The organism is Afifella sp. H1R, from assembly GCF_021462425.1.
Classification (GTDB): Bacteria; Pseudomonadota; Alphaproteobacteria; order Rhizobiales; family Afifellaceae; genus Afifella; species Afifella aestuarii.
The window spans coordinates 24,994-50,190 of the sequence record NZ_JAKEDY010000002.1 but is presented as its reverse complement, the minus strand read 5'-3'; the positions used below and the strand labels follow the sequence as shown (position 1 = coordinate 50,190).

The 25,197-nt window shown below is 64.7% G+C and carries 25 protein-coding genes and 1 riboswitch; of the genes, 14 read left to right on the top strand and 11 right to left on the bottom strand.

Annotation, left to right across the window (positions count from 1 at the left end; translation table 11 throughout):
* Nucleotides 1-184: 184 nt before the first annotated feature.
* From L0F51_RS11870 to moaB, 3 genes are all read left to right on the top strand, one after another.
* Complete coding sequence (locus tag L0F51_RS11870; protein ID WP_234629452.1) at nucleotides 185-1,099, top strand: uracil-DNA glycosylase; 915 nt, start codon at nucleotides 185-187, stop codon at nucleotides 1,097-1,099.
* A 97-nt stretch (nucleotides 1,100-1,196) separates the two neighbouring features.
* Nucleotides 1,197-2,564: an MFS transporter gene (locus L0F51_RS11865; protein ID WP_370642391.1), complete on the top strand. Its 1,368-nt coding sequence runs from the start codon at nucleotides 1,197-1,199 to the stop codon at nucleotides 2,562-2,564.
* A gap of 129 nt (nucleotides 2,565-2,693) precedes the next feature.
* Nucleotides 2,694-3,236 (top strand): molybdenum cofactor biosynthesis protein B, encoded by a 543-nt coding sequence (moaB, locus tag L0F51_RS11860; protein WP_234629450.1) that lies wholly within the window; start codon nucleotides 2,694-2,696, stop codon nucleotides 3,234-3,236.
* 6 nt (nucleotides 3,237-3,242) lie between these two features.
* Here moaB and L0F51_RS11855 read toward each other — a convergent pair whose 3' ends face one another.
* The gene (locus L0F51_RS11855) at nucleotides 3,243-3,734 is read right to left on the bottom strand and encodes a glycosyl transferase family 2 (RefSeq protein ID WP_234629449.1); all 492 of its coding nucleotides are present in this window, start codon (nucleotides 3,732-3,734) and stop codon (nucleotides 3,243-3,245) included.
* A gap of 347 nt (nucleotides 3,735-4,081) precedes the next feature.
* Between L0F51_RS11855 and L0F51_RS11850 the strand changes: the two genes are divergently transcribed.
* A complete protein-coding gene (locus L0F51_RS11850) occupies nucleotides 4,082-5,158 on the top strand; it encodes a PA0069 family radical SAM protein (RefSeq protein WP_234630331.1) in 1,077 nt (358 codons plus the stop codon).
* 240 nt (nucleotides 5,159-5,398) lie between these two features.
* Entirely contained in the window at nucleotides 5,399-5,980 is a 582-nt protein-coding gene (locus L0F51_RS11845; protein ID WP_234629448.1) for a ribonuclease HII, read from the top strand.
* Between the two features lie 163 nt (nucleotides 5,981-6,143).
* On the opposite strand, the gene L0F51_RS11840 is transcribed toward L0F51_RS11845, so the two are convergent.
* The 8 genes from L0F51_RS11840 to L0F51_RS11805 all read right to left on the bottom strand — a co-directional run bounded on the left by L0F51_RS11840 (nucleotide 6,144) and on the right by L0F51_RS11805 (nucleotide 13,778).
* Complete coding sequence (locus L0F51_RS11840; RefSeq protein WP_128292428.1) at nucleotides 6,144-6,629, bottom strand: ATP F0F1 synthase subunit B; 486 nt, start codon at nucleotides 6,627-6,629, stop codon at nucleotides 6,144-6,146.
* A gap of 2 nt (nucleotides 6,630-6,631) precedes the next feature.
* Nucleotides 6,632-7,204 carry a F0F1 ATP synthase subunit B gene (locus L0F51_RS11835; RefSeq protein WP_234629447.1) on the bottom strand — a complete coding sequence of 191 codons (573 nt, stop codon included), beginning with the start codon at nucleotides 7,202-7,204 and terminating at the stop codon, nucleotides 6,632-6,634.
* A gap of 70 nt (nucleotides 7,205-7,274) precedes the next feature.
* A complete protein-coding gene (locus L0F51_RS11830; RefSeq protein ID WP_092810041.1) occupies nucleotides 7,275-7,502 on the bottom strand; it encodes a F0F1 ATP synthase subunit C in 228 nt (75 codons plus the stop codon).
* A gap of 48 nt (nucleotides 7,503-7,550) precedes the next feature.
* The gene (locus L0F51_RS11825) at nucleotides 7,551-8,330 is read right to left on the bottom strand and encodes a F0F1 ATP synthase subunit A (RefSeq protein WP_234629446.1); all 780 of its coding nucleotides are present in this window, start codon (nucleotides 8,328-8,330) and stop codon (nucleotides 7,551-7,553) included.
* A gap of 40 nt (nucleotides 8,331-8,370) precedes the next feature.
* On the bottom strand, nucleotides 8,371-8,775 hold the full coding sequence (locus L0F51_RS11820) for an AtpZ/AtpI family protein (protein ID WP_370642390.1): 405 nt from the start codon (nucleotides 8,773-8,775) through the stop codon (nucleotides 8,371-8,373).
* A gap of 193 nt (nucleotides 8,776-8,968) precedes the next feature.
* Nucleotides 8,969-12,445 (bottom strand): chromosome segregation protein SMC, encoded by a 3,477-nt coding sequence (gene smc / locus L0F51_RS11815; protein ID WP_234629445.1) that lies wholly within the window; start codon nucleotides 12,443-12,445, stop codon nucleotides 8,969-8,971.
* 69 nt (nucleotides 12,446-12,514) lie between these two features.
* Nucleotides 12,515-13,156, bottom strand: coding sequence for a DsbA family protein (locus L0F51_RS11810; RefSeq protein ID WP_234629444.1), 642 nt, complete (start codon nucleotides 13,154-13,156; stop codon nucleotides 12,515-12,517).
* A 154-nt stretch (nucleotides 13,157-13,310) separates the two neighbouring features.
* A complete protein-coding gene (locus L0F51_RS11805) occupies nucleotides 13,311-13,778 on the bottom strand; it encodes a DUF721 domain-containing protein (RefSeq protein ID WP_234629443.1) in 468 nt (155 codons plus the stop codon).
* Between the two features lie 78 nt (nucleotides 13,779-13,856).
* On the opposite strand from L0F51_RS11805, the gene mutY reads away from it, so the two are divergent.
* Together mutY and L0F51_RS11795 are read left to right on the top strand one after the other, a co-directional pair.
* Nucleotides 13,857-15,017, top strand: a complete 1,161-nt coding sequence (mutY, locus tag L0F51_RS11800; RefSeq protein WP_234629442.1) for an A/G-specific adenine glycosylase — start codon at nucleotides 13,857-13,859, stop codon at nucleotides 15,015-15,017.
* Nucleotides 15,018-15,110: 93 nt separating this feature from the next.
* Nucleotides 15,111-15,764 (top strand): HAD family phosphatase, encoded by a 654-nt coding sequence (locus L0F51_RS11795; protein ID WP_234629441.1) that lies wholly within the window; start codon nucleotides 15,111-15,113, stop codon nucleotides 15,762-15,764.
* 6 nt (nucleotides 15,765-15,770) lie between these two features.
* Here the strand turns inward: L0F51_RS11795 and L0F51_RS11790 are convergent, their stop codons facing one another.
* The gene (locus L0F51_RS11790; protein WP_128292435.1) at nucleotides 15,771-16,910 is read right to left on the bottom strand and encodes a site-specific DNA-methyltransferase; all 1,140 of its coding nucleotides are present in this window, start codon (nucleotides 16,908-16,910) and stop codon (nucleotides 15,771-15,773) included.
* Between the two features lie 153 nt (nucleotides 16,911-17,063).
* Here L0F51_RS11790 and L0F51_RS11785 point away from each other — a divergent pair, with 153 nt between their 5' ends.
* The 6 genes from L0F51_RS11785 (at nucleotide 17,064) to gcvPB (ending at nucleotide 23,128) form a co-directional block, all read left to right on the top strand.
* Complete coding sequence (locus L0F51_RS11785; protein WP_128292436.1) at nucleotides 17,064-17,654, top strand: hypothetical protein; 591 nt, start codon at nucleotides 17,064-17,066, stop codon at nucleotides 17,652-17,654.
* A 131-nt stretch (nucleotides 17,655-17,785) separates the two neighbouring features.
* A riboswitch (glycine riboswitch) is annotated at nucleotides 17,786-17,889 on the top strand.
* 176 nt (nucleotides 17,890-18,065) lie between these two features.
* Nucleotides 18,066-19,232 carry a glycine cleavage system aminomethyltransferase GcvT gene (gcvT, locus tag L0F51_RS11780; RefSeq protein WP_234629440.1) on the top strand — a complete coding sequence of 389 codons (1,167 nt, stop codon included), beginning with the start codon at nucleotides 18,066-18,068 and terminating at the stop codon, nucleotides 19,230-19,232.
* Entirely contained in the window at nucleotides 19,229-19,600 is a 372-nt protein-coding gene (gene gcvH, locus L0F51_RS11775; protein ID WP_128292438.1) for a glycine cleavage system protein GcvH, read from the top strand. The genes gcvT and gcvH overlap by 4 nt, the downstream gene beginning before the upstream one ends.
* Nucleotides 19,597-20,058 carry an OsmC family protein gene (locus tag L0F51_RS11770; protein ID WP_092809223.1) on the top strand — a complete coding sequence of 154 codons (462 nt, stop codon included), beginning with the start codon at nucleotides 19,597-19,599 and terminating at the stop codon, nucleotides 20,056-20,058. The genes gcvH and L0F51_RS11770 overlap by 4 nt, the downstream gene beginning before the upstream one ends.
* Nucleotides 20,059-20,148: 90 nt before the next feature.
* Nucleotides 20,149-21,489, top strand: a complete 1,341-nt coding sequence (gene gcvPA, locus L0F51_RS11765; protein WP_234629439.1) for an aminomethyl-transferring glycine dehydrogenase subunit GcvPA — start codon at nucleotides 20,149-20,151, stop codon at nucleotides 21,487-21,489.
* Nucleotides 21,490-21,553: 64 nt separating this feature from the next.
* Nucleotides 21,554-23,128, top strand: a complete 1,575-nt coding sequence (gene gcvPB, locus L0F51_RS11760) for an aminomethyl-transferring glycine dehydrogenase subunit GcvPB (RefSeq protein WP_128292440.1) — start codon at nucleotides 21,554-21,556, stop codon at nucleotides 23,126-23,128.
* A gap of 8 nt (nucleotides 23,129-23,136) precedes the next feature.
* Here gcvPB and L0F51_RS11755 read toward each other — a convergent pair whose 3' ends face one another.
* Complete coding sequence (locus L0F51_RS11755) at nucleotides 23,137-23,910, bottom strand: sulfite exporter TauE/SafE family protein (protein WP_234629438.1); 774 nt, start codon at nucleotides 23,908-23,910, stop codon at nucleotides 23,137-23,139.
* A 247-nt stretch (nucleotides 23,911-24,157) separates the two neighbouring features.
* On the opposite strand from L0F51_RS11755, the gene L0F51_RS11750 reads away from it, so the two are divergent.
* On the top strand, nucleotides 24,158-25,138 hold the full coding sequence (locus tag L0F51_RS11750; RefSeq protein ID WP_234629437.1) for a 1-phosphofructokinase family hexose kinase: 981 nt from the start codon (nucleotides 24,158-24,160) through the stop codon (nucleotides 25,136-25,138).
* The last annotated feature ends 59 nt before the right edge of the window (nucleotides 25,139-25,197 follow it).

Below are 25,197 nucleotides of genomic sequence, written 5' to 3'. Positions count from 1 at the left end.
TCTCCAGATGAGAGTGGGGACCCAAGGGATAAAACGTCGTCCCGCTCAAATTCAATGCAAACCCGCTTCGTCTCGTCTGTCTATGCCGCAAGCGGGCCTTCTGCGGGCTTTGAGCGTGGCGGGTTGACGCGTTGCGGGCAAGCCTCCTCTTCCGCCCCGGCGCGCATAATGGCAGAAAGGTCTGGTGAGCCCGCTTTCGCCAGATCTCTCTCTCGCCCCCCTCAAGGAGCTGTTGCGCTTCTATCTTGAGAACGGCGTCGATTGTGCCGTGGAGGAGGCGGGCGTCGACCGTTTCGAGGAGACGCGCGACAGGATGGCCGCCCGCGAGATGGCGGCCCGCCAGGCGCCCTCGCAGCAACAGGGCAGACCCGCAAGCGCGCAATACCGCGATGACGGGGCGCGTGCGCCGGCCGAGAGGCCGCGCCGGAGCGAAGCGCGCCCGCAGCCGCCAGTAGCGCCGCCGCCCGTCGCCCCGGCGGCCCTTCCGTCGGAAGAGGCGGTGATGGCCGCGCGTGAAGCCGCCCGCAGTGCGGCCTCGCTGGAGGAGCTGCGCGAGATTCTCGCGGGCTTCGACGGGTGCAATCTGAAGCGCACGGCAACGCAGCTGGTATTCGCCGACGGGAACCCCGAAGGTCGGGTGATGCTGGTCGGCGAAGCGCCCGGCCGCGACGAGGATCTGCAGGGTCTGCCGTTTGTCGGGCGTTCAGGACGCCTCCTCGACCGCATGCTCGCCGCAATCGGGCTCGGTCGCAGCGGCGTCTATATCGCCAACACGATTCCGTGGCGGCCGCCCGGCAACCGCGATCCTTCGCCGATGGAGCGGGCGATCTGCCGGCCTTTTATCCAGCAGCAGATCCGTCTCGCCGATCCCGATTTTTTGATCCTCCTCGGCAATGCCGCCGCCAAGGAAATGCTCGATACCACGATGGGCATCACGCGGCTTCGCGGTCGTTGGATCGATTTCGACACGGGGGCCCGCCAGGTCCGTGCCATGGCGACGTTTCACCCAGCCTATCTCTTGCGCAATCCGCTGCAGAAAAAGCTCGTCTGGCGCGATCTGTTGACTTTGAAAGCCGCCCTCGAAGAGCCTAAAGACTGAACGGCTGACAAAGCTGTCGCAAAGCGTGAACGCGTGAGGGCTTGACCGTCGCCGATGCGCAGGGGTACCGGCGGCTCGCGGCAATTCGGCGTCCATCATGGCCAGGCAACTTCTCCCTATCGCTGCGCTCTTGTTGAGCGTGGCCTTCTTGCTGACTGCGAACGGTTTGCACTCCATCCTGCTGCCGATCCGCGGCGGCTTGGAGCATTTTTCGACGTTCTCGCTGGGCCTCGTCGGCACGGGCTGGGCGATCGGCTTCGTCGCCAGCTGTTTCATGGCGCCGCGCATCGTCCATCAGGTCGGCCATATTCGCGCGTTTGCCGCCTCTGCCGCGGCCGCGGCCGTCATCATCCTGTTGAATGCGATGATCGTGACGCCGCTGTCGTGGATCCTTCTGCGCGTCTTTTCCGGTTTCGTGCTCGCGGCCTGCTTCATGATCATCGAAAGCTGGCTGAACGAGCGCGCCACCAACGAAAACCGCGGCACGATTTTCGGCGTCTACATGACGATCACATATGTGGCGATCGTCGTCGGGCAGATGCTCGTGGCCGTCGGTGATCCCGCCCGTGAAACCTCTTTCATGGTCGGGGCGATTTTCTTCTGTCTGGCGCTCCTGCCTTTGTCACTGTCGCGTGCGGCAGCTCCCCAGCCTCTGGCTGGCGTCACGCTCGACCTGAAGCGGCTTTTTCAGAATTCGCCGGTCGGCTTCGTGGCGACGCTCCTCGTCGGCGTGGCAAACGGCGCTTTCGGCACGCTCGGGCCGTTGTTCGGTTTTCAGATCGGCCTTGGCACGGCGCACATCGCGACCTTGATGAGCATCGCCATCATTGCCGGCGCGCTGATCCAGATGCCGGCGGGACGGCTCTCCGACCGCATCGACCGGCGTTACATGATCGGCGGCGCAGCGCTTCTTTCCGGTTTGGTCGGAACGGGGCTGGCGGTCTTCGCGCCGCATAATCCAATCGTGCTCAGCGTCGCTTTCGCGCTTTATGGCGGCACATCCTACGCGCTTTATTCGCTTGCCGTCGCCCATGCGAACGACTTTGCGAGTGACCTCTCCTTCGTGCAGGTGTCCTCGGGCCTCCTGCTTCTTTACGGCATCGGCACGATGGCCGGGCCGCTCGTCGCCTCCGGCACGATGGAAAGCTTCGGCCCGCAAGGGCTCTTCGTCACCACGGCGGTGGCCCATTTCGCCATGGCGATCTTTTCGGTCTACCGCACGACCCGCCGCGCCCCGCCGCCGCAACATGAGCGCGAGACGTTCTCCGCCGTGCCGAGCCCGCGCATGCTGACGCCGCAGACGGCCGTCCTGCAGCCCGATCCAGAAGAGCTGCCGCCGGCGCCCGAACCTGAAGAGGCGTCCGAAGCGGACGTGGCGCAGGGAGATGGCTCCGACGACGCGTCCGGGGCGACGACGAGCGAGGCGAGCGGCGATAAGACGAAAGAGACGGACGCGACCTCCTGACGAGGCCGCGCCTGCCGCCCGGGGCGTGAGGCGCGTGCCCGAAGGATCTCAAAGCTCCGCCCCTCTCTTGACGGGGGAAGCGTTGCGTCCTCTCTGGACTCACTCTGTGTTTCGAGCCCGGGAGATGGAATGACGCAAAGCGGCGACGAGCGGGCCTTCATTCCCGTCAAGATCGCGGTGCTGACCGTGTCGGATACGCGCGCGCTTGCCGATGATCGTTCCGGTGACACACTCGAAGAGCGTATTCGCGACGCCGGCCATGTTCTCGCCGGGCGCGACATCGTTCGCGACGATGTTGAGGACATCCGCAAGCTTGTTCAGGGCTGGATCGCCGATGACGCGATCGATGTGATCATCACCACGGGCGGCACCGGCTTTACGGGCCGCGATGTCACGCCGGAGGCGCTGGAGCCCCTGTTTGAAAAGCGCATGGACGGCTTTTCAGCGGTCTTCCACCGCATTTCCTATGACAAGATCGGCGTCTCGACGATCCAGTCGCGCGCCACCGCAGGCGTGGCGAATGCGACCTACATCTTCGTTCTTCCGGGCTCGCCGGGGGCGTGCCGGGATGCCTGGGACGGCATCTTGAAGAGCCAGCTCGATTACCGCCACAGGCCGTGCAATTTCGTCGAGATCATGCCGCGGCTCGACGAGCATCTGAAACGCGGCTGACGCCTCTCAGGCCGGCGGTGCCATCCGCGCGGAAAGGCGTTTGGTGGACTGGCCGCGGGCAAGAGCTTTGAGGTCGTCCGCGCCGGCCGCCGCCATATCGGCCTTGCGCATGAGCACGCCGCGGCGAAGCGGTTCCTCCCGCTCCAGAAAACCGAAGAGCGTCTTGCGCTTGCCGGCGAGGGTGAAGCTTGCGGCCCCGCGGCCTGGCTCTTCCATCCACTCGCGAACCGCCGTCATCCAGCCGTCGAGCGGGCGGGCGCCGCCTTCCATCAGGAGAAGCCACTCGCCGCGCGCGGAGGCGATGGTCTCTGGGAGAGCTTCGCGACCTATGAGTTCCGCGCCGGCAGCATCCGCCACCGCTTCGATCTCTTCATCGTTGGGCGCGCCGACGACATAGGCGTCGCGCACCAGACCCTCGACCGCCGCCGGAACGAGGGCGGTGAGGCTGCGCGCCAGATGCTGCGCATCTTCAGGCACGGAAAGAAGCACGGTGATCATGCTGGTTTGCTAGCGAAATCCGGCTCTTAACCCAACAGAAAGGTAACTGTTTCGTTAAGGCGGATGGTCCAATCCCCGGCTTCCTCGCTTTGCCTAGGAATAAAGTCACCTTTGTTCTTGTAATGTTCCTATGTTCGCGCTATATTCTCATTATGCCTGAGCCGAGCGCCACCTTCGCCCCGCCCACACCCCACACCCCAAGGGGCGGTTCCGCAGCAGCCGCAAAGCGGAATGCCGCATCCTCTGCGTCGTCACGGTTTCACGCAGAGCGCGATGCGGCCTGGGTGGCGCTCGGCCAGGCAAACTCCGCCTCCGAAGATGGGTGGGAAGACGGGGGGACCGAACAGATCTCCACCGCGCTGCGGCCGCTCGTGCGGCGCGGCCGCGGGGCCGTCTCCAACGAGACGGGCCGTTACGAAAAACAGACGCGACAGATCGTCGACGATGGCTGGGAGAGCCTCGACGAGCTGCCCCGTCTGCGCACGGAGGTGACGATCGAGCGGCCGCGCAAGATCATCACCCGCAATGCGTCACCCGACATTTCCTTCGACCGGTCCATCAATCCCTATCGCGGCTGCGAGCACGGCTGCGCCTATTGTTTCGCCCGGCCGACGCACGCGTATATGGGCCTGTCGCCGGGGCTCGACTTCGAGACGCGGCTCTTCGCCAAACCGGATGCGGCGAAGCTTCTGGAGAAAGAACTCGCCGCGCCGGGCTACGAGGTGCGTCCGATTGCGATCGGCACTAACACCGACCCTTACCAGCCGGTCGAGCGCCAGTACCGGATCATGCGCGATGTGCTCGAAGTCCTTTCGGCCGCCAATCATCCGGTCGGCATCGTCACCAAATCGGCGCTCGTTCTGCGCGATCTCGATATCCTCGCGCCGATGGCGGAGAAGGGGCTCGTCAAAGTCGGCCTCTCCGTGACGAGCCTTGACCATAAGCTGTCGCGCTTGATGGAGCCGCGGGCTTCGACGCCGGCGAAACGGCTTGAAGCGATTTCCGGCCTGAGCGAAGCCGGCATTCCGGTGTCCATCATGACGGCGCCGATCGTGCCGGCCATCAACGACAATGAGATCGAGCGCCTTCTCGAGGCAGGTGCAGCGGCAGGCGTCACCTCTGCCGGCTATGTGTTGTTGCGGCTGCCGCTCGAAGTGGCGCCGATCTTCAAGGAATGGCTCAAAGAGAATTTCCCGGACCGAGCCGAACATGTTCTGTCGCTGATGCGCTCCATGCGGGGCGGCAAGGATTATGATTCGGCCTGGCATGAGCGCCAGCGGGGCAGGGGGCCTTACGCCTGGCAGATCGGCCGCCGCTTCGAACTGGCGGCAAAGCGCCTGCGGTTGAACGAACGGCGTTACGATATGCGCACGGATCTCTTTTCTCCGCCGGTGCCGGTCGGCGGCCAGTTGAAGCTCTTTTAGACGTCACGGACGCCAACGGATCGAAGACGTCTGTGTCCGAAGGTGGACAGCGCGCCTTGGCAGGCCAGTGCCCGGCTTGCATCGCAAGGAGCCGCAGCCTATCGGCGGGGAATGTCGGCGACAAAGACGATTCGCAAACGTTCTCAAACGCAGAAGTCGGGCGCTCGGAAGCCTGGCGCCGCGAAGGCTGCGCCTTCCGAGACGGCTGCCGGTCCGCATCTGCAGGCCGAGACGCGGCTGATGCTTGCTGGCTACCGCCGCATCGCGGGCATCGATGAGGTGGGCCGTGGCCCGCTCGCCGGCCCCGTCGTGGCCGCCGCCGTGATTCTCGATCCGGAAAACATCCCGGTCGGCATCGATGATTCCAAGGCGCTTACCGCGCTGCGCCGCCAGGAACTCTACGAAGAGATCCTCGGCTGTGCCGATGTCGCCGTCGCCTATTGCTCGACGGCCACCGTCGACCGCATCAACATCCGCAATGCGGCGCTCCTCGCCATGGCGCGCGCTCTTAAAAGTCTGCCGGAAGCGGCCGACGCGGTTCTCGTCGACGGTCGCGACAAGGTGCCGAACATCGATCTGCCGTGCGAGGCGCTGATCGGCGGAGACGCCTCCTCGCTGTCGATTGCCGCAGCCTCGATCGTGGCGAAAGTCTCCCGCGATCGGATGATGGCGCATTGCGACGGCGTGTTTGCAGGCTACGAGCTCGGCGCCCATAAGGGGTACGCGACGCCGGCCCACAGAGCGGCCCTGACGCGGCTCGGGCCGTGCCGCCTCCACCGCACGAGCTTTGCGCCCATCGCGGCGCTCCTCGCCGGCAAATAGGCCCGGCAATATGTAGAGAGCAGAGCCGCGAAGAGGGCGGGCCCACCCGCGCTCAGCCACGCGCTGCCCGGCGAGGTCCCACCCGTCTGTCGGATAAACCGTCTGCCGAAAAAGAAAAAGGCGGGCCAAGGCCCGCCTTTTGTCGTCTCTTTGTCGAAGCCACTCAGTGCCGCTTCAAGCCCTCGATGGAGCTGTTGATCAGCCGCTGACCGACCGCGCCCTCGTTCTGTTCAGCGAGGATCTTTGCGGAGGCTGCGACGGCCACATCGACCGCCCGTGCCTTCACGTCGCTGACCGCCTGGGCCTCGGCCTGAGCGATGCGCTGTTCCACACCGCGCGTGCGCCGCTCGATATATTCCTCGAGCCGCTGTTTGGCCTCGGCGGCGTGGGCGGCCGCTTCGTTTTCGGCAAGCGCCACGATCCCGGCCGCCTCTTCCTCGGCCTCCTGGCGGCGGCGCTGATATTCGGCCAGAAGCGCCTGCGCCTCTTCCCGCAGGCGCCGAGCCTCGTCGAGCTCGTGCTGGATCTTCTCCGAGCGCTTGTCGAGCGCGGCCGTCATCATCTTCGGCACGCCGAGATAGATCATGATGCCGAGGAAGGTGAGAAGGCCGATGAAGACCCACAGCGAAGCTAGGCTGGTTGCGTCCATCGTTATCTCCGCTCGTTCATGGCTGCGGAGACGGCTGACCCGACCTCCGCATCTGCCGGAGCTTCTCCGGACAGGGTCTCAACGAGCGCCTCGGTCGTCTCCTTGGCGATCGCGTCGACTTCGGCGAGAGCCTTGTCGCGCACCTCGCCGATGCGTGCTTCGGCGGCCTGCAGCTTCTCTTCGAGCTCCGCCTCGGCCTTGGCCCGTTCGTCCTCGACCTCGGCTTTCGCCTTGTCTCGGGCATCCTGGGCAATGCCGTGAGCGCGCTGCCGGGCTTCGGCGAGCGCCTGCTCGTAGGCCGCGATCGCCTCGTCGCTCTCCCGCTTCAGCTTTTCTGCCTCTGCGAGATCGTCGGCGATGCGGTCGTGCCGCTCCTCAAGGATGGTGGCAATGCGTGGCAGCACCATCTTGCTGAGCAGGTAATAGAGCAGGCCAAAGAAGACCGCGAGCCAGATGAGCTGCGAGAGATACGTCGACGGATCGAAAGGCGGAAACGCCCCATGGGCCGAATCCGCGATTTCGGTATGTTCCGCCGCCGTTTCCGCGGCCGTCTGAGCGAGTGCCGTTGTTACCACGTGCTCTTCTCCTCAAGCCGTTCGGCCGCCGGTGGCGTGTGCCTCCGGCGCGCCGTCTTCGCTGTCTGGCTTAGACGGCGAAGATGAGGAGAAGGGCGATCAGGAGCGAAAAGATGCCCAGCGCTTCCGTGACCGCGAAGCCGAAGATGAGGCGGCCGAACTGGCCGTCCGCAGCCGCGGGATTGCGCAATGCGCCTTCGAGGAAGTGGCCGAAGAGCGAACCCAGGCCAACGCCGGCCCCGCCCATGCCGATGCAGGCAATGCCCGCGCCAATCAGCTTTGCAGCATCTGCTTCCATGTTCATGCTCCTTGCGTGTTGGAAGAGGATGGAGAAAAAACCGCGCCGTCAGTGCGAAGGATGCAGCGCGTCGTTGAGGTACATGCAGGTCAGAATTGCGAAGACATAGGCCTGCAGGACAGCCACAAGAATTTCAAGGGCCGTGAGAGCCACCACCATCAGGAAAGGCAGGACCGCACCGGCCCAGCCGATCACGCCGAACGTCGACAGCGAGATGATGAAGCCGGCGAACACCTTGAGGGTAATATGACCGGCCAGCATGTTGGCGAAAAGACGAATGGAGAGGCTGACGGGGCGCGAGATGAACGAGAGGATCTCGATCGCCACGATCATCGGCAGGATGAGCCCAGGCACCTCGTCGGGCACGAAGAGCTTCAGGAAGCCGAAGCCGTGCTTGGAAAAGCCGTAGCCGATCACGATCGCCATGACGAGAAGCGCGAGCGCGCCCGTGATCACGATATGCGCCGTCACGGTGAAGAAATACGGCACCATGCCGATCAGGTTCGCCACCAGGATGAACGAGAACAGCGTGAAGACGAACGGGAAGAAGCGCATGCCTTCCGATCCGGCGGCTTCGCGCAGCATGTTGGCCGTGAACTCGTAGAACATCTCGGTGACGTTCTGCATGCGCCCCGGCACGAGGCCGCGGCCGCGCGTCGACAGCATCATGAAGCCGACGATCAGCATCACCGTAATGGCCATGAACAGCGCCGAATTGGTGAAAGCGAACGTGCTGTGGCCGATCTGGCCGAAATCGACCAGATTGTTGATGTGAAACTGGTGGATCGGATCCACGGTGTCGGAATGCGTCGCCGCTTCGCTCGCCACAGCCTACCCCTTGCTTCCCCGGGCCTTAATCGGCCTCGCCTCAATCGTGACGGGCAGGCCCGCCGTCCTTGTCCTTGTCGAGCCTGTCGTAAGGCCCGGCTATTTTACCCGCGGCGCGCATCACATTGAGCACGCCGGCGGCAAATCCCAGCATCAGAAAGCCGATAAGCCCCCAGGGGGAGGTCCCTGCGACCTCGTCCAATCCCCATCCCAGGGCCGCTCCGACCAGAACACCTGCGATAAACTCGCTGGCGATGCGTAACGCAAGCGCATATCCCGACGAATCGGTGCGCTCAGGCGCTTCAGCGGCCTGCCTGACCCGTTTCCCCTTGTCCAGGGTGCGCGAAAGGTCGGCAAAGCGACGTTCCAGGTCGGTATCGGCAATAGGCCCCTGTCCGCCGTCCGTCTTCTCCCGGCGCTCCTCGCCGGAGCGTTTGTCAGCCATTCACCGGCTCCTTCCTGGAAGCCTTGATGCGGCGCCATCGTGAAGACGGGGCGGGTCCGGGCCCCTGCGAAACCGGGCGCACCATAATTTTGCCGTCAGGCCAAGTCAAGAACATCAAAATTAGGGATATGCCGTTGAAAAGAAAAGAGAAATAGATCCTGAAGGGTTTTCTTGGCCGGGCCTCGCCCACCCTTTACCCGGCTTCGCGAAAACGTTCCGCCGTTTCGAGGTCTACAGAAACGAGTTGTGACACGCCGCGTTCGGCCATGGTGATGCCGAAGAGCCGGTCCATTCGGGCCATGGTGATCGGATTGTGGGTGACGACGAGAAAACGGGTCTCCGTCTTTTGGCGCATATCGCCGAGAAGATCGCAGAAACGCTCCGTATTGGCGTCGTCGAGCGGCGCATCGACCTCGTCGAGGACACAAAGCGGCGAGGGGTTCGTGAGAAAGACGGCGAAGATCAGCGCCATCGTCGTGAGCGCCTGTTCGCCGCCCGAGAGGAGCGTCATGATCTGCGGCTTCTTGCCGGGAGGCCGCGCCATGATCTCTAGCCCGGCGTCGAGGGGATCGTCGGATTCGGTCAGCATGAGCTCCGCCGACCCTCCGCCGAAAAGGGTGTGGAAAAGCTCCTGAAAGTGCCGGTTGACCGTGTCGAAGGCGCCGAGCAGCCGTTCGCGGCCTTCCCGGTTGAGGGAATGAACGGCCTGACGCAGGCGCTTGATGGCGGCCGTGAGATCGTCGCGCTCGGCCGTCAGCGTGGTGAGGCGCTCCTCGACCTCCTTGGCTTCCTCCTCCGCCCGGAGATTGACCCCGCCGAGGCGCTCGCGCTCGCGCAAAAGCCGCTCCAGCCGCTGGTCGACGGCGGCGAGCGCCGGCAGCGGGGCGCCCGGCTTCAGTTCGGCGGTTTCCCGCAGCCCCTCGGGGCGGGTGCGGAAATGCGCGGTGATTTCCGCGACGAGATCTTCCCGCTTCTGGCGGATGGCGGAGGCCCGCTCGTCCTCACGCGCTTTTGCCTCGCGGGCCTGGGACAGCCCATCGAGGGCGCGCCTGGCGGCATCGGCGAAGCTGCGATGCGCCGTTTCCGCTTCGGCGAGCCGGTCGGCTTCCGCCTTCGAATGGGTGTCCGCCTTGTCGATCTCGAAGGCGAATTCGCGCTGGCGCACGGCATAGGTTTCCGGCTCTTCGGCGAGCTTTTCGATTTCTGCGTCGAGCTCTGCCTGTCGGGCCTGCAATTCTTCGATGCGCCGCGCCGCCCGTTCGATCCGCCCCTGCCAGGCGGTGATCTCTCGACCAAGCGCAGCCAGACGCTCGTCCCGCGCCGCGCTCGCATGGCGCAAGGAATCCGCGGCTGCGCGCGCATCGGACGCCTCGCGGCGAGCGGCTTCCACGTTTCTGGCGAGCTGTTGTGCCTTCGCTTCGGCCTCGTCGTTCGCCTCTGCCTGGCCAAGCGCGGCGCGTGCTTCTTCAAGCCGCGTCGCCTGCGCCTCGGCATCGCTTTCCACGCGGGCGAGGTTCGTGGCGATCGAAGCAAGCCGCTCCGACTGGCGCGCAAGAACCCGCTCTGCCTCGGACAGAGCGGACGCCTGTCGGTCGCGCTGGCTGCGGGCCTCCTTGAGCGCCTGGCGCGCCTGACGTTCGGCCTCTTCGCCTTGCCGACGCTTTTCGGTCGCCTTCTCAAGCGCCGCCGTCGCTTTCGCGGCGTCTTTTTCTGCCTTCGCAACCTTGCCAGAAAGGGCTTCCAGCCGGTTCTTTTGTTCCAGGCGAACGGCCGCCGCCGTCTTGGCGCCGCCCTTGATCGTCAGGCCGTCCCATCGCCAGAGAGCGCCGCTGCGGCTGACGAGGCGCTGCCCGACGGCAAGCTTCGGAAAGAGTGCGTGGCCATCCTCTTCCTCGACGACTCCGATCTGCGAAAGCCGCGGTGCGAGACGCGGCTCCCCGGACACGAACTGCGCCAGGGAAGGGACGTTCGGCGGAAGTTTCGGTGCGCGTGCGATCTTGCCCCGCTCCTGCCACGAGAACGGCGCCTGCGGATCGGCCGATGCGTCGAGATCTTCGCCGAGCGCTGCAGCAAGTGCCGCTTCGTAGCCGGGCTCGACCTTCAGCCCCTCGACGACCGGGACGAAATGGCTGTCCGTCGTGGGCCGCAGGAGCTGGGCGAGCGTCTTCTCTTCGGCCTGCAGGGCGGTGAGGGCGCGCAATCCTTCCGCCCTCTTTTCACGGGCTTTCGCCTCGCCCTCACGGGCGCGCTGGATCTCCTGCTCTTTCTTCTGGGCGGTCTCTTCGGCCGCTTTCAGCGCTTTTTCCGCGGCTTCGAGCGCGGATCTGGCGGCCTCGACGGTGCCTTCGGACCCGGCTTTCTGGGCAAGCTCGGCCTGTTCCGCCTTCAACTTCCGGGCCTCGCCGAGAAGGCGCTCGCGGGCCGCCTCCGCTTCGCGCACCCGCATCTCCTGCTGGCGGCGTTCCGCGGCTTGCGCCGCAAGCTCGGCCCGGGCTTCTGATAGTTCCGCCTCGGCCTTGGCGAGCGCCTCGGCCCGCTCCTTCGCTGTCGCCGTCGCTTCGGCGAGCCGCTTGACCGCGCCCTCCTTGTCGCGGGTGAGCGTCTTCGCCTCGGCGGAGAACGTGGCGAGTGCGGAGCGCGCTTCGCGCCCGTGCTCCTCCTCGCGGGCGACGTCCTCGGCCGTTTCCTTGCGCCGGCTCTCGAGCTCGCGCTGCCGGGCTTCCCGTCGCGCCGCTTCGCGTTTCAGCTCTTCGGATTTGAGCCGCAAATGCTGCACGGCCGCCGCCGCTGCGGCAGCCTTCTCACGCAGTTTTGGCAAAGACGAGCTTGATACCGCTTCTTCTCTGGCGGCCTTCGACTGCTCTTCCGCAGCCTTGGCGAGGGCAAGTCCCGCCTGGTTGAGGGCCGTTTCCGCCTTGGCGAGGCGTTCATCGGTTTCACTCAGCCGGATCAGCGCCTGCTGCGCCTCCATCTTGCGGATGTCGAAGGAGAGGTTGCGGTAGCGGGCGGCCTGCCGCGCCTGCCGCTTCAAGGTTTCGAGCTGGCTCGTGATCTCGCCGAGGACATCTTCCAGGCGCTCGAGATTTTGCTCCGCACCTTTGAGCTTCAGCTCAGCCTCGTGGCGGCGCGAATGCAGCCCCGAAATGCCGGCGGCATCTTCGAGGATCGAGCGCCGGTCTTTGGGTTTGGCGGCGATCAGCTCACCGATCTGGCCCTGGCGCACGAGAGCCGAAGAGCGCGCGCCGGTCGCCGCATCGGCAAACAGGATATGCACGTCGCGGGCGCGTACCTCGCGCCCGTTGACGCGGTAGGTGGAGCCGGCCTCGCGCTCGATGCGGCGGCTGATCTCAAGTTCGGCGCTGGTTGCCGGTGCCTGGCCGGGCTTCATGACGTGAGCCGCCGCCGCACCGTCGACGATCGCCTGCAGGCTCACCTCGGCGGCGTTGCGCGCCGGCCGGTTGGTGGAACCGGCAAAGATCACATCGTCCATGCCCGAGCCGCGCATGGCCTTGAACGAGCTCTCGCCCATGACGAAGCGCAGGGCTTCGACGAGGTTCGACTTGCCGCAGCCGTTCGGGCCGACGACGCCAGAAAGTCCGGGCTCGATGACCACATCCGTGGCGTCGACGAATGATTTGAAGCCGGCGATCCGCAGCCGCGTGATTTTCATCCGCGGCCGCCGTTGATGTCACAAGACCTGGTGAGGCCGGAATCGGACGCAGCCCTCTCGCAGGAGGGCTTAAAGCGCCGCCTCGATCTTGGCCTTGATCTCATCAAATGATCGCGCTCCGACCAGCTTCTCGCCGTTGATGAAGAAAGTCGGGGTACCGTGAACGCCGAATTCCTTCGAAGCCTTGTCTCGTCTGGCGCTTAGTCCATCGAACAATTCCTGTTTTTGCAAGCATGCCTCGAAGCTTTCCTCAGAAAAGCCGGCCTGCTTGGCGAGATCGAGAATGGCTCCGTAATGATCCTCGGCGCGGATCCAGTCGAGCTGATGCTCGAAGAACAGGTCGATGATATCGAAATAGCGATCTTCCGGTGCGCAGCGCGCCGTCATGGCGATGGCGAAGGCAGCGGCATCGATCGGGAATTCGCGGAAGACGAAGCGAACCTTTCCGGTGTCGATATACTGCTCTTTCAGCTTCGGATAGGTCTCGTTGTGGAAGTCCGCGCAATGCGAACAGGACATGGACGCGTATTCGACGATCGTGACGGGTGCGTCCTCTGAGCCGAGAGCGCGGTCGGGGATCGGTCCCGAGGCCATCAACTGGTCCATCGGCACTTCGGACGGGCCTTCGTCCTGCGCAAAGGCCGGGGCTGCGGCGAAAAGCCCGGCAATGAGGGCGGTGGCGGCGAATTGTCGGCGGGTGAACAACGGCAAAGGGAAACCTCCTGAGGGGGCCGCCATTCTCCCGAAAGGGCATGAAGGCGGCATGAACAATTTAACAGCGCTCAGGCGCGTGTTTAGGGCGGATGAATGTGGCCGCAAAGAGCCGCCTCTGTCTCACCGGGTCACGAGACCGCGAGAATAAGGGTCATGAGCGTGCCAGAATGGCACGTCCGAGCGCCCGCAGAGAATCGCGAAGTGGTCCGTCGACGGTCGCGAGCTTCGTCTCAAGACGTTCGTTGGTCTGCGGGCTCGCGGGCCGCGGTACGGCCTTGGGTTCGTTCGCAAAAGGGCGTTGCACCAGTTTCACCACGCCGACGGCGCGAAAGCCGAGAAAGGCGTTGAGCCGGTCGCGTACGCCCTCGAGGTCATAAGAAAGCGGCAGCGCCACGCTCGGGTCGGCATGGACGATCAAGGTCGCGGCCCTTTCGCCGTCATTGCGCGGCCAGCGGATCCGTTCAGGTGCCGTCAGCCCCGCATAGCGGCTGCCGACGATCTCGGGCCACCAGCGCAGAATGTCCGCCTTGGCGAGACCGCGCTTGCGCATCAAGGGGTCGAGCGTGCCGCCAATGAGTTCGGCGATCGGTTTTGCTTTCGTCGGAACGGGTCCCGCCAACTTTTGCCTCCTCGACTACGACCTGTCGCGACAGAAAATCTCACCGGCCCACTTGCAATAGCCATTTTCTCAAGCTCCATGGCCGGAATGATCCAGTCTAGACCCGCCGGCTTCCCCTCGGAAGAGGGGCTTTCCTTGGAAAATGGGGAAGACGCGTCCGTGAAGGACGTGCTCGCCCAGGCTTTGCTGGCCTGGTACGAGCGCCATGCGCGCACCTTGCCCTGGCGCATCGGGCCGAAATGGCGCCGTGCCGGGGTCAAGCCGGACCCTTATCGCGTCTGGCTCTCCGAGGTCATGCTGCAGCAAACCACGGTGAAGGCCGTCGGTGAGTACTTTGCCGCCTTCACGGCCCGCTGGCCGGACATGATGGCGTTCGCCGCCGCCCCGGAACAGGATGTGATGGCCGCCTGGGCGGGGCTCGGCTATTATTCGCGGGCTCGCAATCTCGTCGCCTGCGCGCGCCGTGTCGCCGAGGATTACGGAGGCATGATGCCGCGCAAGGCGGAGGACCTCGCCAAATTGCCGGGCATCGGCCCCTATACCTCCGCCTCTATCGCCGCGATCGCCTTCGACGAGCCGGTGCCGGTCGTCGACGGCAATGTCGAGCGTGTCGTGTCCCGGCTTTTCGCCATCGACCGGCCGCTGCCGCAGGCAAAGTCGGAGATCCGAGAGACGCTGCGCCCGCTCGTGCCGCAGGACCGTCCGGGCGAGTTCGCCGAAGCCATGATGGATCTCGGCGCCACGATCTGCTCGCCGAAACGTCCCGCCTGCGCGCTCTGCCCGCTCAATATGATGTGCCGTGCGCATGGCGAGCAGCGCGAGGAGGCCTATCCCGTCAAGGCGCCGAAGCGGGCGAAGGCGAAGAAGTTCGCCGGTGCCTTCGTGGCTTTGCGCGGTGACGGCAAGATCCTGCTGTCGCGGCGCCCTCCGAAGGGGCTCCTCGGGGGGATGAGCGAAGTGCCGACGGGGCCGTGGCAGGAATCGCCCGTCACGCAGATGCCGACCCCGCCGCTTTCCGCGCCCTGGCGCAAGATCGCGCCGCAGGTCTCGCATATCTTCACGCATATCGATTTGAAGGTGACGATCTGGCAGGCCGCTTTGCCGTCGGACACGCCGGCGCCCGAAGGCTTCTGGTGGCACGACCTTGAAAACCTGAAGGATGCCGGCCTGCCGACGGTCATGGCGAAAATCGTCGAGGCGGCGATCCCAGGAGCGACGAAGGCGCGGGCGACAAGGTGAGGGCGTGCGATCGTGCCGGCGCACTTGCCGACCGCGTCTCGCGCATTCGCCGCATCGAACTCCGCGTCATGGATTTGCGATCATGCGCCGGCTATGGGTGAAGCCATGCAACCGATCCGTCACATCGTCTTCGACATCGGCAAGGTGCTTCTGCATTACGATCCGCACCTTGCTTATAAAGATCTCATTCCCGCCGAGGCCGAGCGCCGCGCCTTCCTGGAGGAGGTGTGCTCCAATGCCTGGAATCTGGAACAGGACCGCGGCCGGTCCTGGGCCGATGCGGAAGCGGAAGCGATCGCCCGTCATCCCGACAAGGCGGAGCTGATCCGAGCGTTTCGCCGGCGCTGGTCGATGATGGTGCCTTACGTTTATGAGGACAGCGTCGCCGTGCTTCAGGATACTCTGGCGGCCGGCTACGACGTCACGCTCTTGACGAATTTCGCCCCGGACACGTTCGTGGAGGCCCGAAAGCGGTTCCCGTTTCTGAACGCAACCCGCGGCGTGACGGTGTCGGGCGAGCTCGGCCTGGTGAAGCCGGACCTGGCGATCTATCGCCACCACGCGGCGGCCTTCGATCTCGATCCGGCCGCGACCCTCTTTATCGACGACAGCGAGCCGAACGTCGAAGGCGCACGCCAGGCCGGCTGGCGAGCGCTGCATTTCACCGGCGCCGACAAGCTTCGCGCCGATCTCGCTTCAGAGGGCGTGAAGCTCGATCGGGCGAAGCCGCGGCTTGCAAGGGCCTGAGATCGCTCAGGCAGCCAGAGCGCCGCGAACCGTGTCGCGCAGGCAATCGATGGGCTTCAGCCCCTCTTTGGTGCGCATGTGCCAGAAGACCCAGCCATTGCAGGCTTCGAGGCCCTGAACCGCGGCGCCGACGCGGTGGATCGAGCCTTCATGGCGCCGGCCGTCTTTTTCGTAGATGAGCGAGGCGTCGGCACGCACGAGCGCGCTCAAGCGGCCCTTCGGATCGTAAAGGCGCTCGCCCGGCTTCACGAGACCGGCTTCAAGCAGCGTGCCGAAGGGAATGCGCGGCTGGGCGCGTTTGCCCTGGACGACGCTGAGCGCCGGAGCATCTGAGGGACGCACCGCCTCGATGCGCGCTTCCGCAGCATCGATATAGGATTGTTCGCGCTCGATGCCGATGAAATGGCGGCCGAGCTTTTTGGCGACCGCACCCGTCGTGCCCGTTCCAAAGAAGGGATCGAGAACCGTCTCGCCCGGCTTCGTCGTCGACAGGAGAACGCGATAGAGAAGCGATTCCGGCTTCTGCGTCGGATGCACCTTGCGCCCGGTCTCGTCCTTGAGCCGCTCCTCGCCGGTGCAGATCGGCAAGGTCCAGTCGGAGCGCATCTGCAGGTCGTCGTTGAAGGCTTTGAGCGCGTCGTAATTGAAGGTGTAGCGCTTGGCCTTCGGCGAGGGCGCCGCCCAGATCAGCGTTTCATGCGCATTGGCGAAGCGGCGGCCGCGGAAATTCGGCATCGGGTTGGTCTTGCGCCAGACGATGTCGTTCAGGATCCAGAAGCCCAGATCCTGCAGGATCGTGCCGAGGCGGAAGATGTTGTGATAGGAGCCGATCACCCACAGCCCGCCATCGGGTTTCAGAACGCGGCGCGCCGACAAGAGCCAGGCACGCGTGAACGCATCATAGGCGGCGAAATCGGAAAACTGGTCCCAGGCATCGTCGACCGCATCGACCCGCGATTGGTCCGGGCGATGCAGGTCGCCCTGGAGCTGCAGGTTGTAAGGCGGATCGGCGAAGATGAGATCGACGCTTTTGGCCGGCAATTTTTCCATCATCGGGATGCAATCGCCCTTCAAAATCACGTCCTGCGGCAGGCTCGGCAGAACGCTTGCGAAGCCGGCACCCGGCCGCTTGGAAGCAGTACGCATCGACAAAACTCTCCCCTTCCGGTCGTTAACTACGCTCGCAGAACAGGGTGAATGACGGGTTGACAAACAGGGTTAACGTTTCCTGAAGCCTTAATTTCTGACGCGGGGACTGCTATAGAGCCGGCCGCTCTTGAGCCAATTCATAGGTCTGCCGTGCGTCCCTCCTTTCCGATCCCTGCCGTCTCGCTCCTTGCCGCACTCTCCCTGTCGTTCCTGCTTGCCGGCTGTCTCGGCGGGCTGGGCTTCGGCGGCGGAGCCGAGGAAACCGTGCCTGTCGAGCCCGGTACCGCCCAGAAAGGCTCCAACGAGATCGACATCCGCCGCTATCTCGGGCCGAGCTATTGCCCGGATCTGCGCATCAAGGCCGACACGCAGACCCTGCGGCGGTACAAGCGGGGTGCCGAAGAAAGCGACGAAAACCTCGTCTGGCAGGGCAGTCTCGGAGAGACCGCGCGCGAATGCCTTTACGATGCGTCCGGCAATCTGACGCTCAGGATCGGTGTGTCCGGGCGGGTTCTCGCGGGCCCGCAGGGCGGGCAGGCGACAGTCGATCTGCCGATTCGCATCGTGGTCGTGAAACACGACGAGGCGGTGCTCACCTCCGAGCTGAAGAAGGTCTCCGTCACCATTGGGCCGGAGCTTTCGAGCGTGTTTTCACAGGTTTACGAGGTGACCGTGCCGTCGCCGGGCAACGACCGCGATTACATCATCTATGTCGGCTTCGACGAGGACTCCAAGCGCTGAGCCAAGCGCATTTTGTTGCGCGTGGCGGCAAAAGGGTGCTGACAAACGGGTTCGACGCGCGTTGTGCGTTGACTCCGTCGCAGCGATGCCGATGATAAGCGGGGCAGGTCCAGTCGCGGCCTGCCCTGACGATACGCCGCTCGGGAGAGTTTCATTGCAGGTTTGAAGCCTGTTTTGAAACGCCGAAGGAGCAACCGCCCCGGAAACTCTCAGGCCACGGGACCGTGACGGCGAGCGACACTCTGGAAAGCAGCACCGGCTCTCTATTTGTAGCGAGAGTCGGCGGCTCACCGACGGAGTAACCGGTGGAGGCGTATGGCCTCAGGCCGGGAATCTCTCAGGTCCTGCGACAGAGGGGGCGTGGAAGGGTCGAAGGTCCGACTGCGTTCGAAATCTGTTGCGGGAGGTCGTGTGGCGACTGATATCAGTGATTTGAAACGTACCCCTTTGTTCGAGCTCCATCAGGAGCTGGGCGGGCGTATGGTGCCTTTCGCCGGCTATGCCATGCCGGTTCAGTATGATGGCATCATCGGCGAGCACCATTGGACGCGCGACCGCGCGGGGCTCTTCGATGTCTCCCATATGGGCCAGCGAATTCTTTCGGCTCCGGATCACGAGACGGCCGCCAAGGCGCTGGAGCGTCTGGCGCCGGGCGACTTCCAGGGGCTGAAACCCGGCCGGCAGCGCTACACGTTTCTTCTTCTCGACAACGGCGGCATCGTCGACGATTTCATGGTCGCGCGCCTTGCCGGCGAGGAGGACGAGGGCCGTCTCTTCATGGTCTTCAATGCCGCCCGCAAGGAGATCGACGACGATTATGTGCGCGAGCGCCTGCCGGACGGGGTCACGCTCGAGGCGGTCGAAGATCGCGCGCTCCTGGCCCTTCAGGGGCCTGCCGCCGCGGAGGTCTTGAGTGGCCTCTGCCCCGAGGTGGCGGATCTCACCTTCATGCAGGCCGCGCGTGCCGAAATCCGGCTCGGCGATGGCCATTCCGCAAAAGTGCATCTCTCGCGCTCCGGCTATACAGGCGAGGACGGGTTCGAGATTTCTGTCGCCGCTGATGAAGCCGAGGCCTTGGCGAGAGCGCTCCTCGCGCACGAGGCGGTGAAGCCCATCGGTCTCGGTGCGCGCGATTCGCTCCGGCTCGAGGCCGGATTGCCGCTCTACGGTCATGATATCGACGAAACCACGTCTCCGGTCGAGGCGGGGCTGCGCTTTGCCATCGCCAAGGCGCGGCGCGAGCGCGGCGACTTTCCGGGTGCCGGCCGCATCCTGGCCGAGCTTTCCGATGGTCCCTCGCGCCGTCTCGTGGGCCTGAAGCCTTCCGGTCGCGCCCCGGTGCGCGAAGGCGCTCAGATCCTCGGTGCAAGCGATTCCGTCATCGGCGAAGTGACCTCGGGCGGCTTCGGTCCGACCGTCGGGGGCCCTGTCGCGATGGGTTATGTCGACCGCGCCTATGCCGATCCCGGCACCGAATTGCATCTCGCCGGCCGGCGCGGGGCCGAGCCCGCCGAGGTCGTGCCTCTTCCCTTTGTCCCGCACTGCTACCACCGCCCGAAATCAGGAGCCAAACAATGACGACCCGTTACAGCAAGGAGCACGAATGGGTGCGCCTGGATGGCGACACGGCCACAATCGGCATCACCCCCTTTGCCGCCGAGCAATTGGGAGACGTGGTTTTCGTGGAGCTTCCTGAGAAGGGCAAGGCGATCGCCAAGGGCGACGAGGTGGCGGTCGTGGAATCGGTGAAGGCCGCGAGTGAGGTCTATGCGCCGGTTTCCGGCGAGGTGACGGACTCCAATGCCGCATTGGAGGACGCGCCGCAGACGGTCAATGAGGCGCCGGAGGGTGATGGCTGGTTCTTCCGCGTCAAGCTCTCCGACAAAAGCGAACTCGACGGTCTCATGGACGAGGCCGCCTACAAGGCTTTCTGCGAGGAATTATGAGCAGCTACTACGCAACGATCGAATGGAAGGGCGACGCCGAGGCGGTGCGCGCCAACAAGCATAGCCGCGTTCATGAATGGCATCTCGATGCGGGCCTCGTCGTTCCGGCCTCGCCGGGACCTGCCGTGTTGCCGGCGGCCGTGATCAAGGAAGATGCCGTGGATCCGGAAGAGGGGCTCGTCGCCTCTCTGTCGAGCTGCCACATGCTCTTCTTCATCGACCTGATCCGCAAGCACGGCTTCACGCCGGTCGCTTACGAGGACAAGGCCGAAGGCATCCTGGGCGTCTTCGAGCCGCGCAAGAAGGGTCTGACGAAGATCATCCTGCGTCCGAAGGTGACCTTCGATGGCGACCAGCCGGATCACGCAATGCTCGAAAAAGTGCACGAGCAGGCACACGAGCTCTGCTTCATCGGCAATTCTTTGAAGTCGGAAATCGTTGTCGATTTCCGCGAGTGAGGCGTCCTTGACGCCGCGCTTTCACGCCTCGCCCCGCCCCTTTAGGGGCGGGCTCTCTGGCTCTCCCCGCCACTAAGTTTCGGGTTCCATATGCGCTATCTCCCCCATACCGATCAGGACCGCGCCGATATGCTGCGCGTGATCGGCGTCGAAACCATCGACGAATTGTTTCGCGACGTTCCGGCCGACAAGCTTCTGAAAGAGGCGGTCGATCTGCCGCGACACAAGAGCGAGATGGAAGTCGCCCGGCTGATGCGCCGGCTTGCCGCCAAAAATCGTGCGGCCGGTGACGGGCCGTTTTTCCTGGGCGCAGGCGCCTATCACCATCACGTGCCGGCGAGCGTCGATCACATCATCCAGCGCTCGGAATATCTGACCTCCTACACGCCCTATCAGCCGGAGATCAGCCAGGGCACGCTGCAGACCCTGTTCGAATTCCAGACCCAGGTCGCCGAATTGACCGGCACCGAGGTCGCCAACGCCTCCATGTATGACGGCTCCACGGCGACGGCCGAGGCCGTGCTGATGGCCTGCCGCGTGACGAAGCGCTCCAAGGCGGTTCTCTCCGGCGGCTTGCATCCGCAATATCGCGAGGTCGTCGAGACGCTCGCCAATATGGAAGACGACGAATGCATCTCGCTGCCGCCTGACCCGAAGGGTGGCGAGGATCTCCTTGCCGAGATCAGCGAAGACGTTGCCTGCGTCGTCGTCCAGTCGCCGTCGTTCTACGGTCAGCTCATCGACCTGAAGCCACTTGCTGCGCGCTGCCGGGAAAAGGGCGTGCTTCTCGTCGCCGTCTTTACCGAGGTCGTGTCTCTCGGTCTGATCGAGCCGCCGGGCGCGCAGGGCGCCGATATCGTCGTCGGCGAGGGCCAGTCGATCGGCAATGCGCTCTCCTTCGGCGGGCCTTATGTCGGTCTCTTCGCGACGAAGCAGAAGTACATCCGCCAGATGCCGGGCCGTCTTTGCGGCGAGACCCGCGACCGGGAAGGCAAGCGTGGTTATGTGCTGACGCTCAACACCCGCGAGCAGCATATCCGCCGCGACAAGGCGACCTCCAACATCTGCACCAATTCCGGCCTCTGTGCGCTCGCCTTCACGGCGCATATGACGCTGCTCGGCGGCGATGGCTTGAAGAAGCTCGCTCTTCGCAACCATGAGCGCGCCTGCCGTCTCGCCGATGCGCTCGGCGCGATTTCGGGCGTCGAGATCGTCAACGACAGCTTCTTCAACGAGTTTACCATCCGCGTGCCGGGCGATGCGACCGCTCTCGTCGAAAAGCTCGCCGATACCGGCATCGTCGCGGGCCTGCCCGTGTCGCGGCTCGAACCCGATTGCGGTCTCGACGATCTCATCGTCGTCGCCGCAACCGAGACGGCCACGGACGACGATATCGCTGCCTACGCCTCGGCCATCGAGGCGGCGCTTTGAACCCCATGCGCTGCCCGCTCCGCCGTTGTTTTTCATCGCCGCGCGCGATTTTGGAGACACCTTCATGGTGAATGACGAACATCTTGCCCCGAGCCTCGCCACTCTGAAGCCGAAGCGGCCGACCTTTTCCGGCAACAAGGCGCTCGATATTTCCGAGCCGCTGTTGTTCGAGCTCGGCCGCGACGGCGTCTCAGGCGTCGATATCGAAGAGCCCGCGGCCTTCACGCCGCGTCTCGGTGGCCAGGAGCGGCAGGCGGCGCTCGATCTGCCGGCCCTCTCGGAGCCGGAAGCGATGCGCCACTACGTGCGCCTGTCGCAAAAGAATTACGCCATCGACATGGGGATCTATCCCCTCGGCTCGTGCACGATGAAGCACAATCCGCGCCTCAACGAGCAGATGGCGCGGCTGCCGGGCTTTGCCGACCTTCATCCGCTGCAGCCGGTCGACACCGTGCAGGGAGCGCTCGAACTCATCCACGAATGCGGCCGCTATCTCTGCACATTGACCGGTATGGCCTCCGTCGCCATGAGCCCGAAAGCGGGCGCCCATGGCGAGCTTTGCGGCATGATGTCGGTGAAGGCAGCGCTTGCCGCCCGCGGCGAGGATCGTCGCACCGTCCTGGTGCCGGCCTCCGCGCACGGTACCAATCCGGCGACGGCCGCGCTCCTCGGCTTCAAGGTCGTCACCGTGCCGGCCGGCGAGGACGGCACCGTGGCCGCCGAGATGGTGCGCGAGATTTGCGCCAAGCATGAAGGCGATGTCGCTGCCTTGATGCTGACCAACCCCAACACCTGCGGGCTGTTCGAGCCGCAGATCGTGGCGATCGCCGAAGCGATCCATGAGGCGGGGGGCTATTTCTACTGCGACGGCGCCAATCTGAACGCGATTTTGGGCAAGGTGCGGCCGGGCGATCTCGGCGTCGACGCCATGCATATCAATCTGCACAAGACCTTCTCCACCCCGCATGGCGGCGGTGGCCCCGGCGCCGGACCGACGGTTTTGTCGGAGGCGCTTGCGCCCTTCGCGCCGCTGCCCCTGATTGCGAAGACCGAGGAAGGCTATCGTCTCATCGAGACGGCGGAAGACTGTGAGGAGAAGCCGTTCGGGCGCATGACCGCCTTCCACGGCCAGATGGGTATGTTCGTGCGAGCGTTCGCCTGGATGCTGTCGCACGGCGCCGACGGCATGCGGCAGGTGGCCGAGGACGCGGTGTTGAACGCCAATTACGTGCGTGCCCGCCTGCAGGATCTGATGTCGCTGCCTTTCCCGGATCATCCCTCCATGCACGAAGTTCTCTTCGACGAGAGCTTCCTGGAGGAGACGGAGGTCACGACGCTCGATTTCGCCAAGGCGATGATCGACGAGGGGTTCCACCCGATGACCATGTATTTCCCGCTGGTCGTCAAAGGCGCGATGCTGATCGAGCCGACGGAATCGGAAAGCCGCGCGTCGCTCGATGTCTTCACGGCGACTTTGCGCGATCTCGTGATGTCCGCGAAAGCGGGGGATACGGCCCGCTTCGTCGACGCGCCGCGCTTCGCACCGCGCCGCCGGCTCGACGAGACCGGTGCCGCCCGCAAGCCGGTGCTGCGCTGGACGCCGCCTGCGAGCGAGGCAGAGGCCGAGGCGGCCGAATAAGGCCGCCTTCAGGCGAGGAGGAGCACGACGCCGCGGCGCAGAAGATCGAGCGCCAGAAGCGAAACGACCAGGCGAAAGCCCAGGCGGAAGTTCTCCTCCTTGAGTCCCTTGAGGATGCGCGTGCCGAGCGCCGTGCCGATGAAGCCCGCGACCACCATGGCGACGAGGAACGGCAGCCATTCGGCAAAGGCGAAGCCGACGGCGACGAACGCCACCACCTTGAAGAGGTGCTGGGCGGTCATCATCACGGCATGCGTGCCGATCACCTGCATGCGGTTTGAAAGAGCCGGACCGACGAAGGCGGCGACGAAGGGGCCCGTCGCGCCGAAGAACATGGTGAGGAACGTCGAGAAGAGCCCGACGAAGCCGAACAGCAGCCGCTGCGCCCCGAGCTTCATCGCCGGCAGCTTCGTCCAGATCATCACCAGGATGAAAAGCCCGAGCCCCGTCTTCAAAAGGGCTTCCGGCAGGGCGACGACGAAACGCGCGCCGAGAGCCGCGCCGATGACGCTGCCCACCAGGAACGGCCAGATCAGGCGCCATTCGGCGTGCCGCCTTTGCAACAACGCCCGCCCGGCATTGGAGCCGAGCTGGACAACGCCGTGAACAGGGATAAGTGCAGGCACCGGCAGAGCAAGCCCGAGGGCAGCAAGCATGGCTATGCCACCGCCGAGCCCGAGGGCCGCTGTCAGAGCCGAGGTGACGACGCTCGCTGCGATGAGCAGGAGAGCCGGAAGAATGCCGAGGCTGTCAGGAAGAAGGACGGAGAGAAAGCTTTGCATTCGGCGGGTGATCGATATCCTGTCGGCCTGCTCTCGCCCCGATGGCTGATGATGGCAAGACTGGCCGGTGGGCAAATATGCGGCATCGTCCGGCGCAAAGCGAGGCGAGCCGGATGCCATTCTCGTTCGGACTCCCGGTTCTGCCGTCTCCTCCTTGGCGCCGAATTTGCATGGCGGCGACACAGCTGCTTCAAGGTTGCGTGATAAGGCGGCTCGCCGAATCGCGCGCTCTCATGTTGGGGAATTCATGCCTTCAATCGTTACGCTAACCGTCAACCCGACCATCGATGACACGAGCGAAGCCGAACTCGTTCGGCCGGTGCACAAGATCCGCACGCACCGCGGACGGATCGATCCGGGCGGTGGCGGCGTCAACGTGGCGCGCGTCGTGCATCGTTTGGGTGGTGACGTCGAAGCGATCGTCTGCCTCGGAGGCGCCACTGGCGCCCTGCTCGATGAGCTTTTGGAGCGCGAGGGCGTCAAGCGGTCGGTGGTCTCCATCGCCGGGGCGACGCGCATGGCGCATGTGGTTTTCGAGACCGCGACCGGACAGGAATATCGCTTCGTGCCTGAAGGGCCGACCCTGTCGGAAGAGGAGCAGAACGCCTGCTTCAAGCGTGTCGAAGAGACCGAATGCGACTATTTCGTTGCAAGCGGCAGCCTGGCGCCCGGCGTGTCCGAGGATTTCTACCCGCGCATCGCCGAGATGGTGACGAAGAAGGGCGCCAAATTCGTGCTCGACACGTCCGGCCTGCATCTCAGCCGCACGCTCGCCGGCAACAACGTCCTTCTCGCCAAGCCGAGCCTCGGCGAACTCGGCAGCATCGTCGGCCAGGATCTGCATGGACCGAAGGCGGCGGCAGTTGCCGCCCGCGATTATGTTCAGCACGACGGGGTCGGCATGCTCGCCGTCACGCTCGGGCGCCATGGCGCTCTTCTCGTGACGCCCGAAGAGACGCATTTCTGTCGGCCTCCGGAGGTGAAGACGCGCTCCGCATCCGGTGCCGGCGACAGCTTCCTGGCCGCGATGGTGCTCGCTATTTCTCAGGGCAAGACCCCGGACGATGCCTTGCGTCTGGCAACCGCATCCGGTGCGGCGACTGCTCTGACGCCCGGTACGGCACTTTGCTATCCGGAGGATGTGGAGGGTCTCTATGAAGAAATCTCGACCCAGCGCATCTGGCCGGTTGATACGGAGAAAGCCGCGCGCCGACGTTCGATCGCCTGATTAAACGCCCGAAAGCGAACACAAAAAGGAACCAATTGCCTCTTTCCGGACTTGTGCTG

Bases quoted from the DNA above. Each gene is read 5' to 3' on its own strand.
- gcvPB (WP_128292440.1), top strand. From the start codon at position 21,554: ATGGTGAATGACGAACATCTTGCCCCGAGCCTCGCCACTCTGAAGCCG.
- moaB (WP_234629450.1), top strand. From the start codon at position 2,694: ATGACGCAAAGCGGCGACGAGCGGGCCTTCATTCCCGTCAAGATCGCG.
- L0F51_RS11855 (WP_234629449.1), bottom strand. From the start codon at position 3,734: ATGATCACCGTGCTTCTTTCCGTGCCTGAAGATGCGCAGCATCTGGCG.
- L0F51_RS11795 (WP_234629441.1), top strand. From the start codon at position 15,111: ATGGGTGAAGCCATGCAACCGATCCGTCACATCGTCTTCGACATCGGC.
- L0F51_RS11845 (WP_234629448.1), top strand. From the start codon at position 5,399: ATGCTTGCTGGCTACCGCCGCATCGCGGGCATCGATGAGGTGGGCCGT.
- smc (WP_234629445.1), bottom strand. From the start codon at position 12,445: ATGAAAATCACGCGGCTGCGGATCGCCGGCTTCAAATCATTCGTCGAC.
- L0F51_RS11770 (WP_092809223.1), top strand. From the start codon at position 19,597: ATGAGCAGCTACTACGCAACGATCGAATGGAAGGGCGACGCCGAGGCG.
- L0F51_RS11840 (WP_128292428.1), bottom strand. From the start codon at position 6,629: ATGGACGCAACCAGCCTAGCTTCGCTGTGGGTCTTCATCGGCCTTCTC.
- gcvH (WP_128292438.1), top strand. From the start codon at position 19,229: ATGACGACCCGTTACAGCAAGGAGCACGAATGGGTGCGCCTGGATGGC.
- L0F51_RS11750 (WP_234629437.1), top strand. From the start codon at position 24,158: ATGCCTTCAATCGTTACGCTAACCGTCAACCCGACCATCGATGACACG.
- L0F51_RS11790 (WP_128292435.1), bottom strand. From the start codon at position 16,910: ATGCGTACTGCTTCCAAGCGGCCGGGTGCCGGCTTCGCAAGCGTTCTG.
- L0F51_RS11755 (WP_234629438.1), bottom strand. From the start codon at position 23,910: ATGCAAAGCTTTCTCTCCGTCCTTCTTCCTGACAGCCTCGGCATTCTT.
- L0F51_RS11865 (WP_370642391.1), top strand. From the start codon at position 1,197: ATGGCCAGGCAACTTCTCCCTATCGCTGCGCTCTTGTTGAGCGTGGCC.
- L0F51_RS11830 (WP_092810041.1), bottom strand. From the start codon at position 7,502: ATGGAAGCAGATGCTGCAAAGCTGATTGGCGCGGGCATTGCCTGCATC.
- mutY (WP_234629442.1), top strand. From the start codon at position 13,857: ATGGCCGGAATGATCCAGTCTAGACCCGCCGGCTTCCCCTCGGAAGAG.
- gcvPA (WP_234629439.1), top strand. From the start codon at position 20,149: ATGCGCTATCTCCCCCATACCGATCAGGACCGCGCCGATATGCTGCGC.
- L0F51_RS11820 (WP_370642390.1), bottom strand. From the start codon at position 8,775: ATGGCTGACAAACGCTCCGGCGAGGAGCGCCGGGAGAAGACGGACGGC.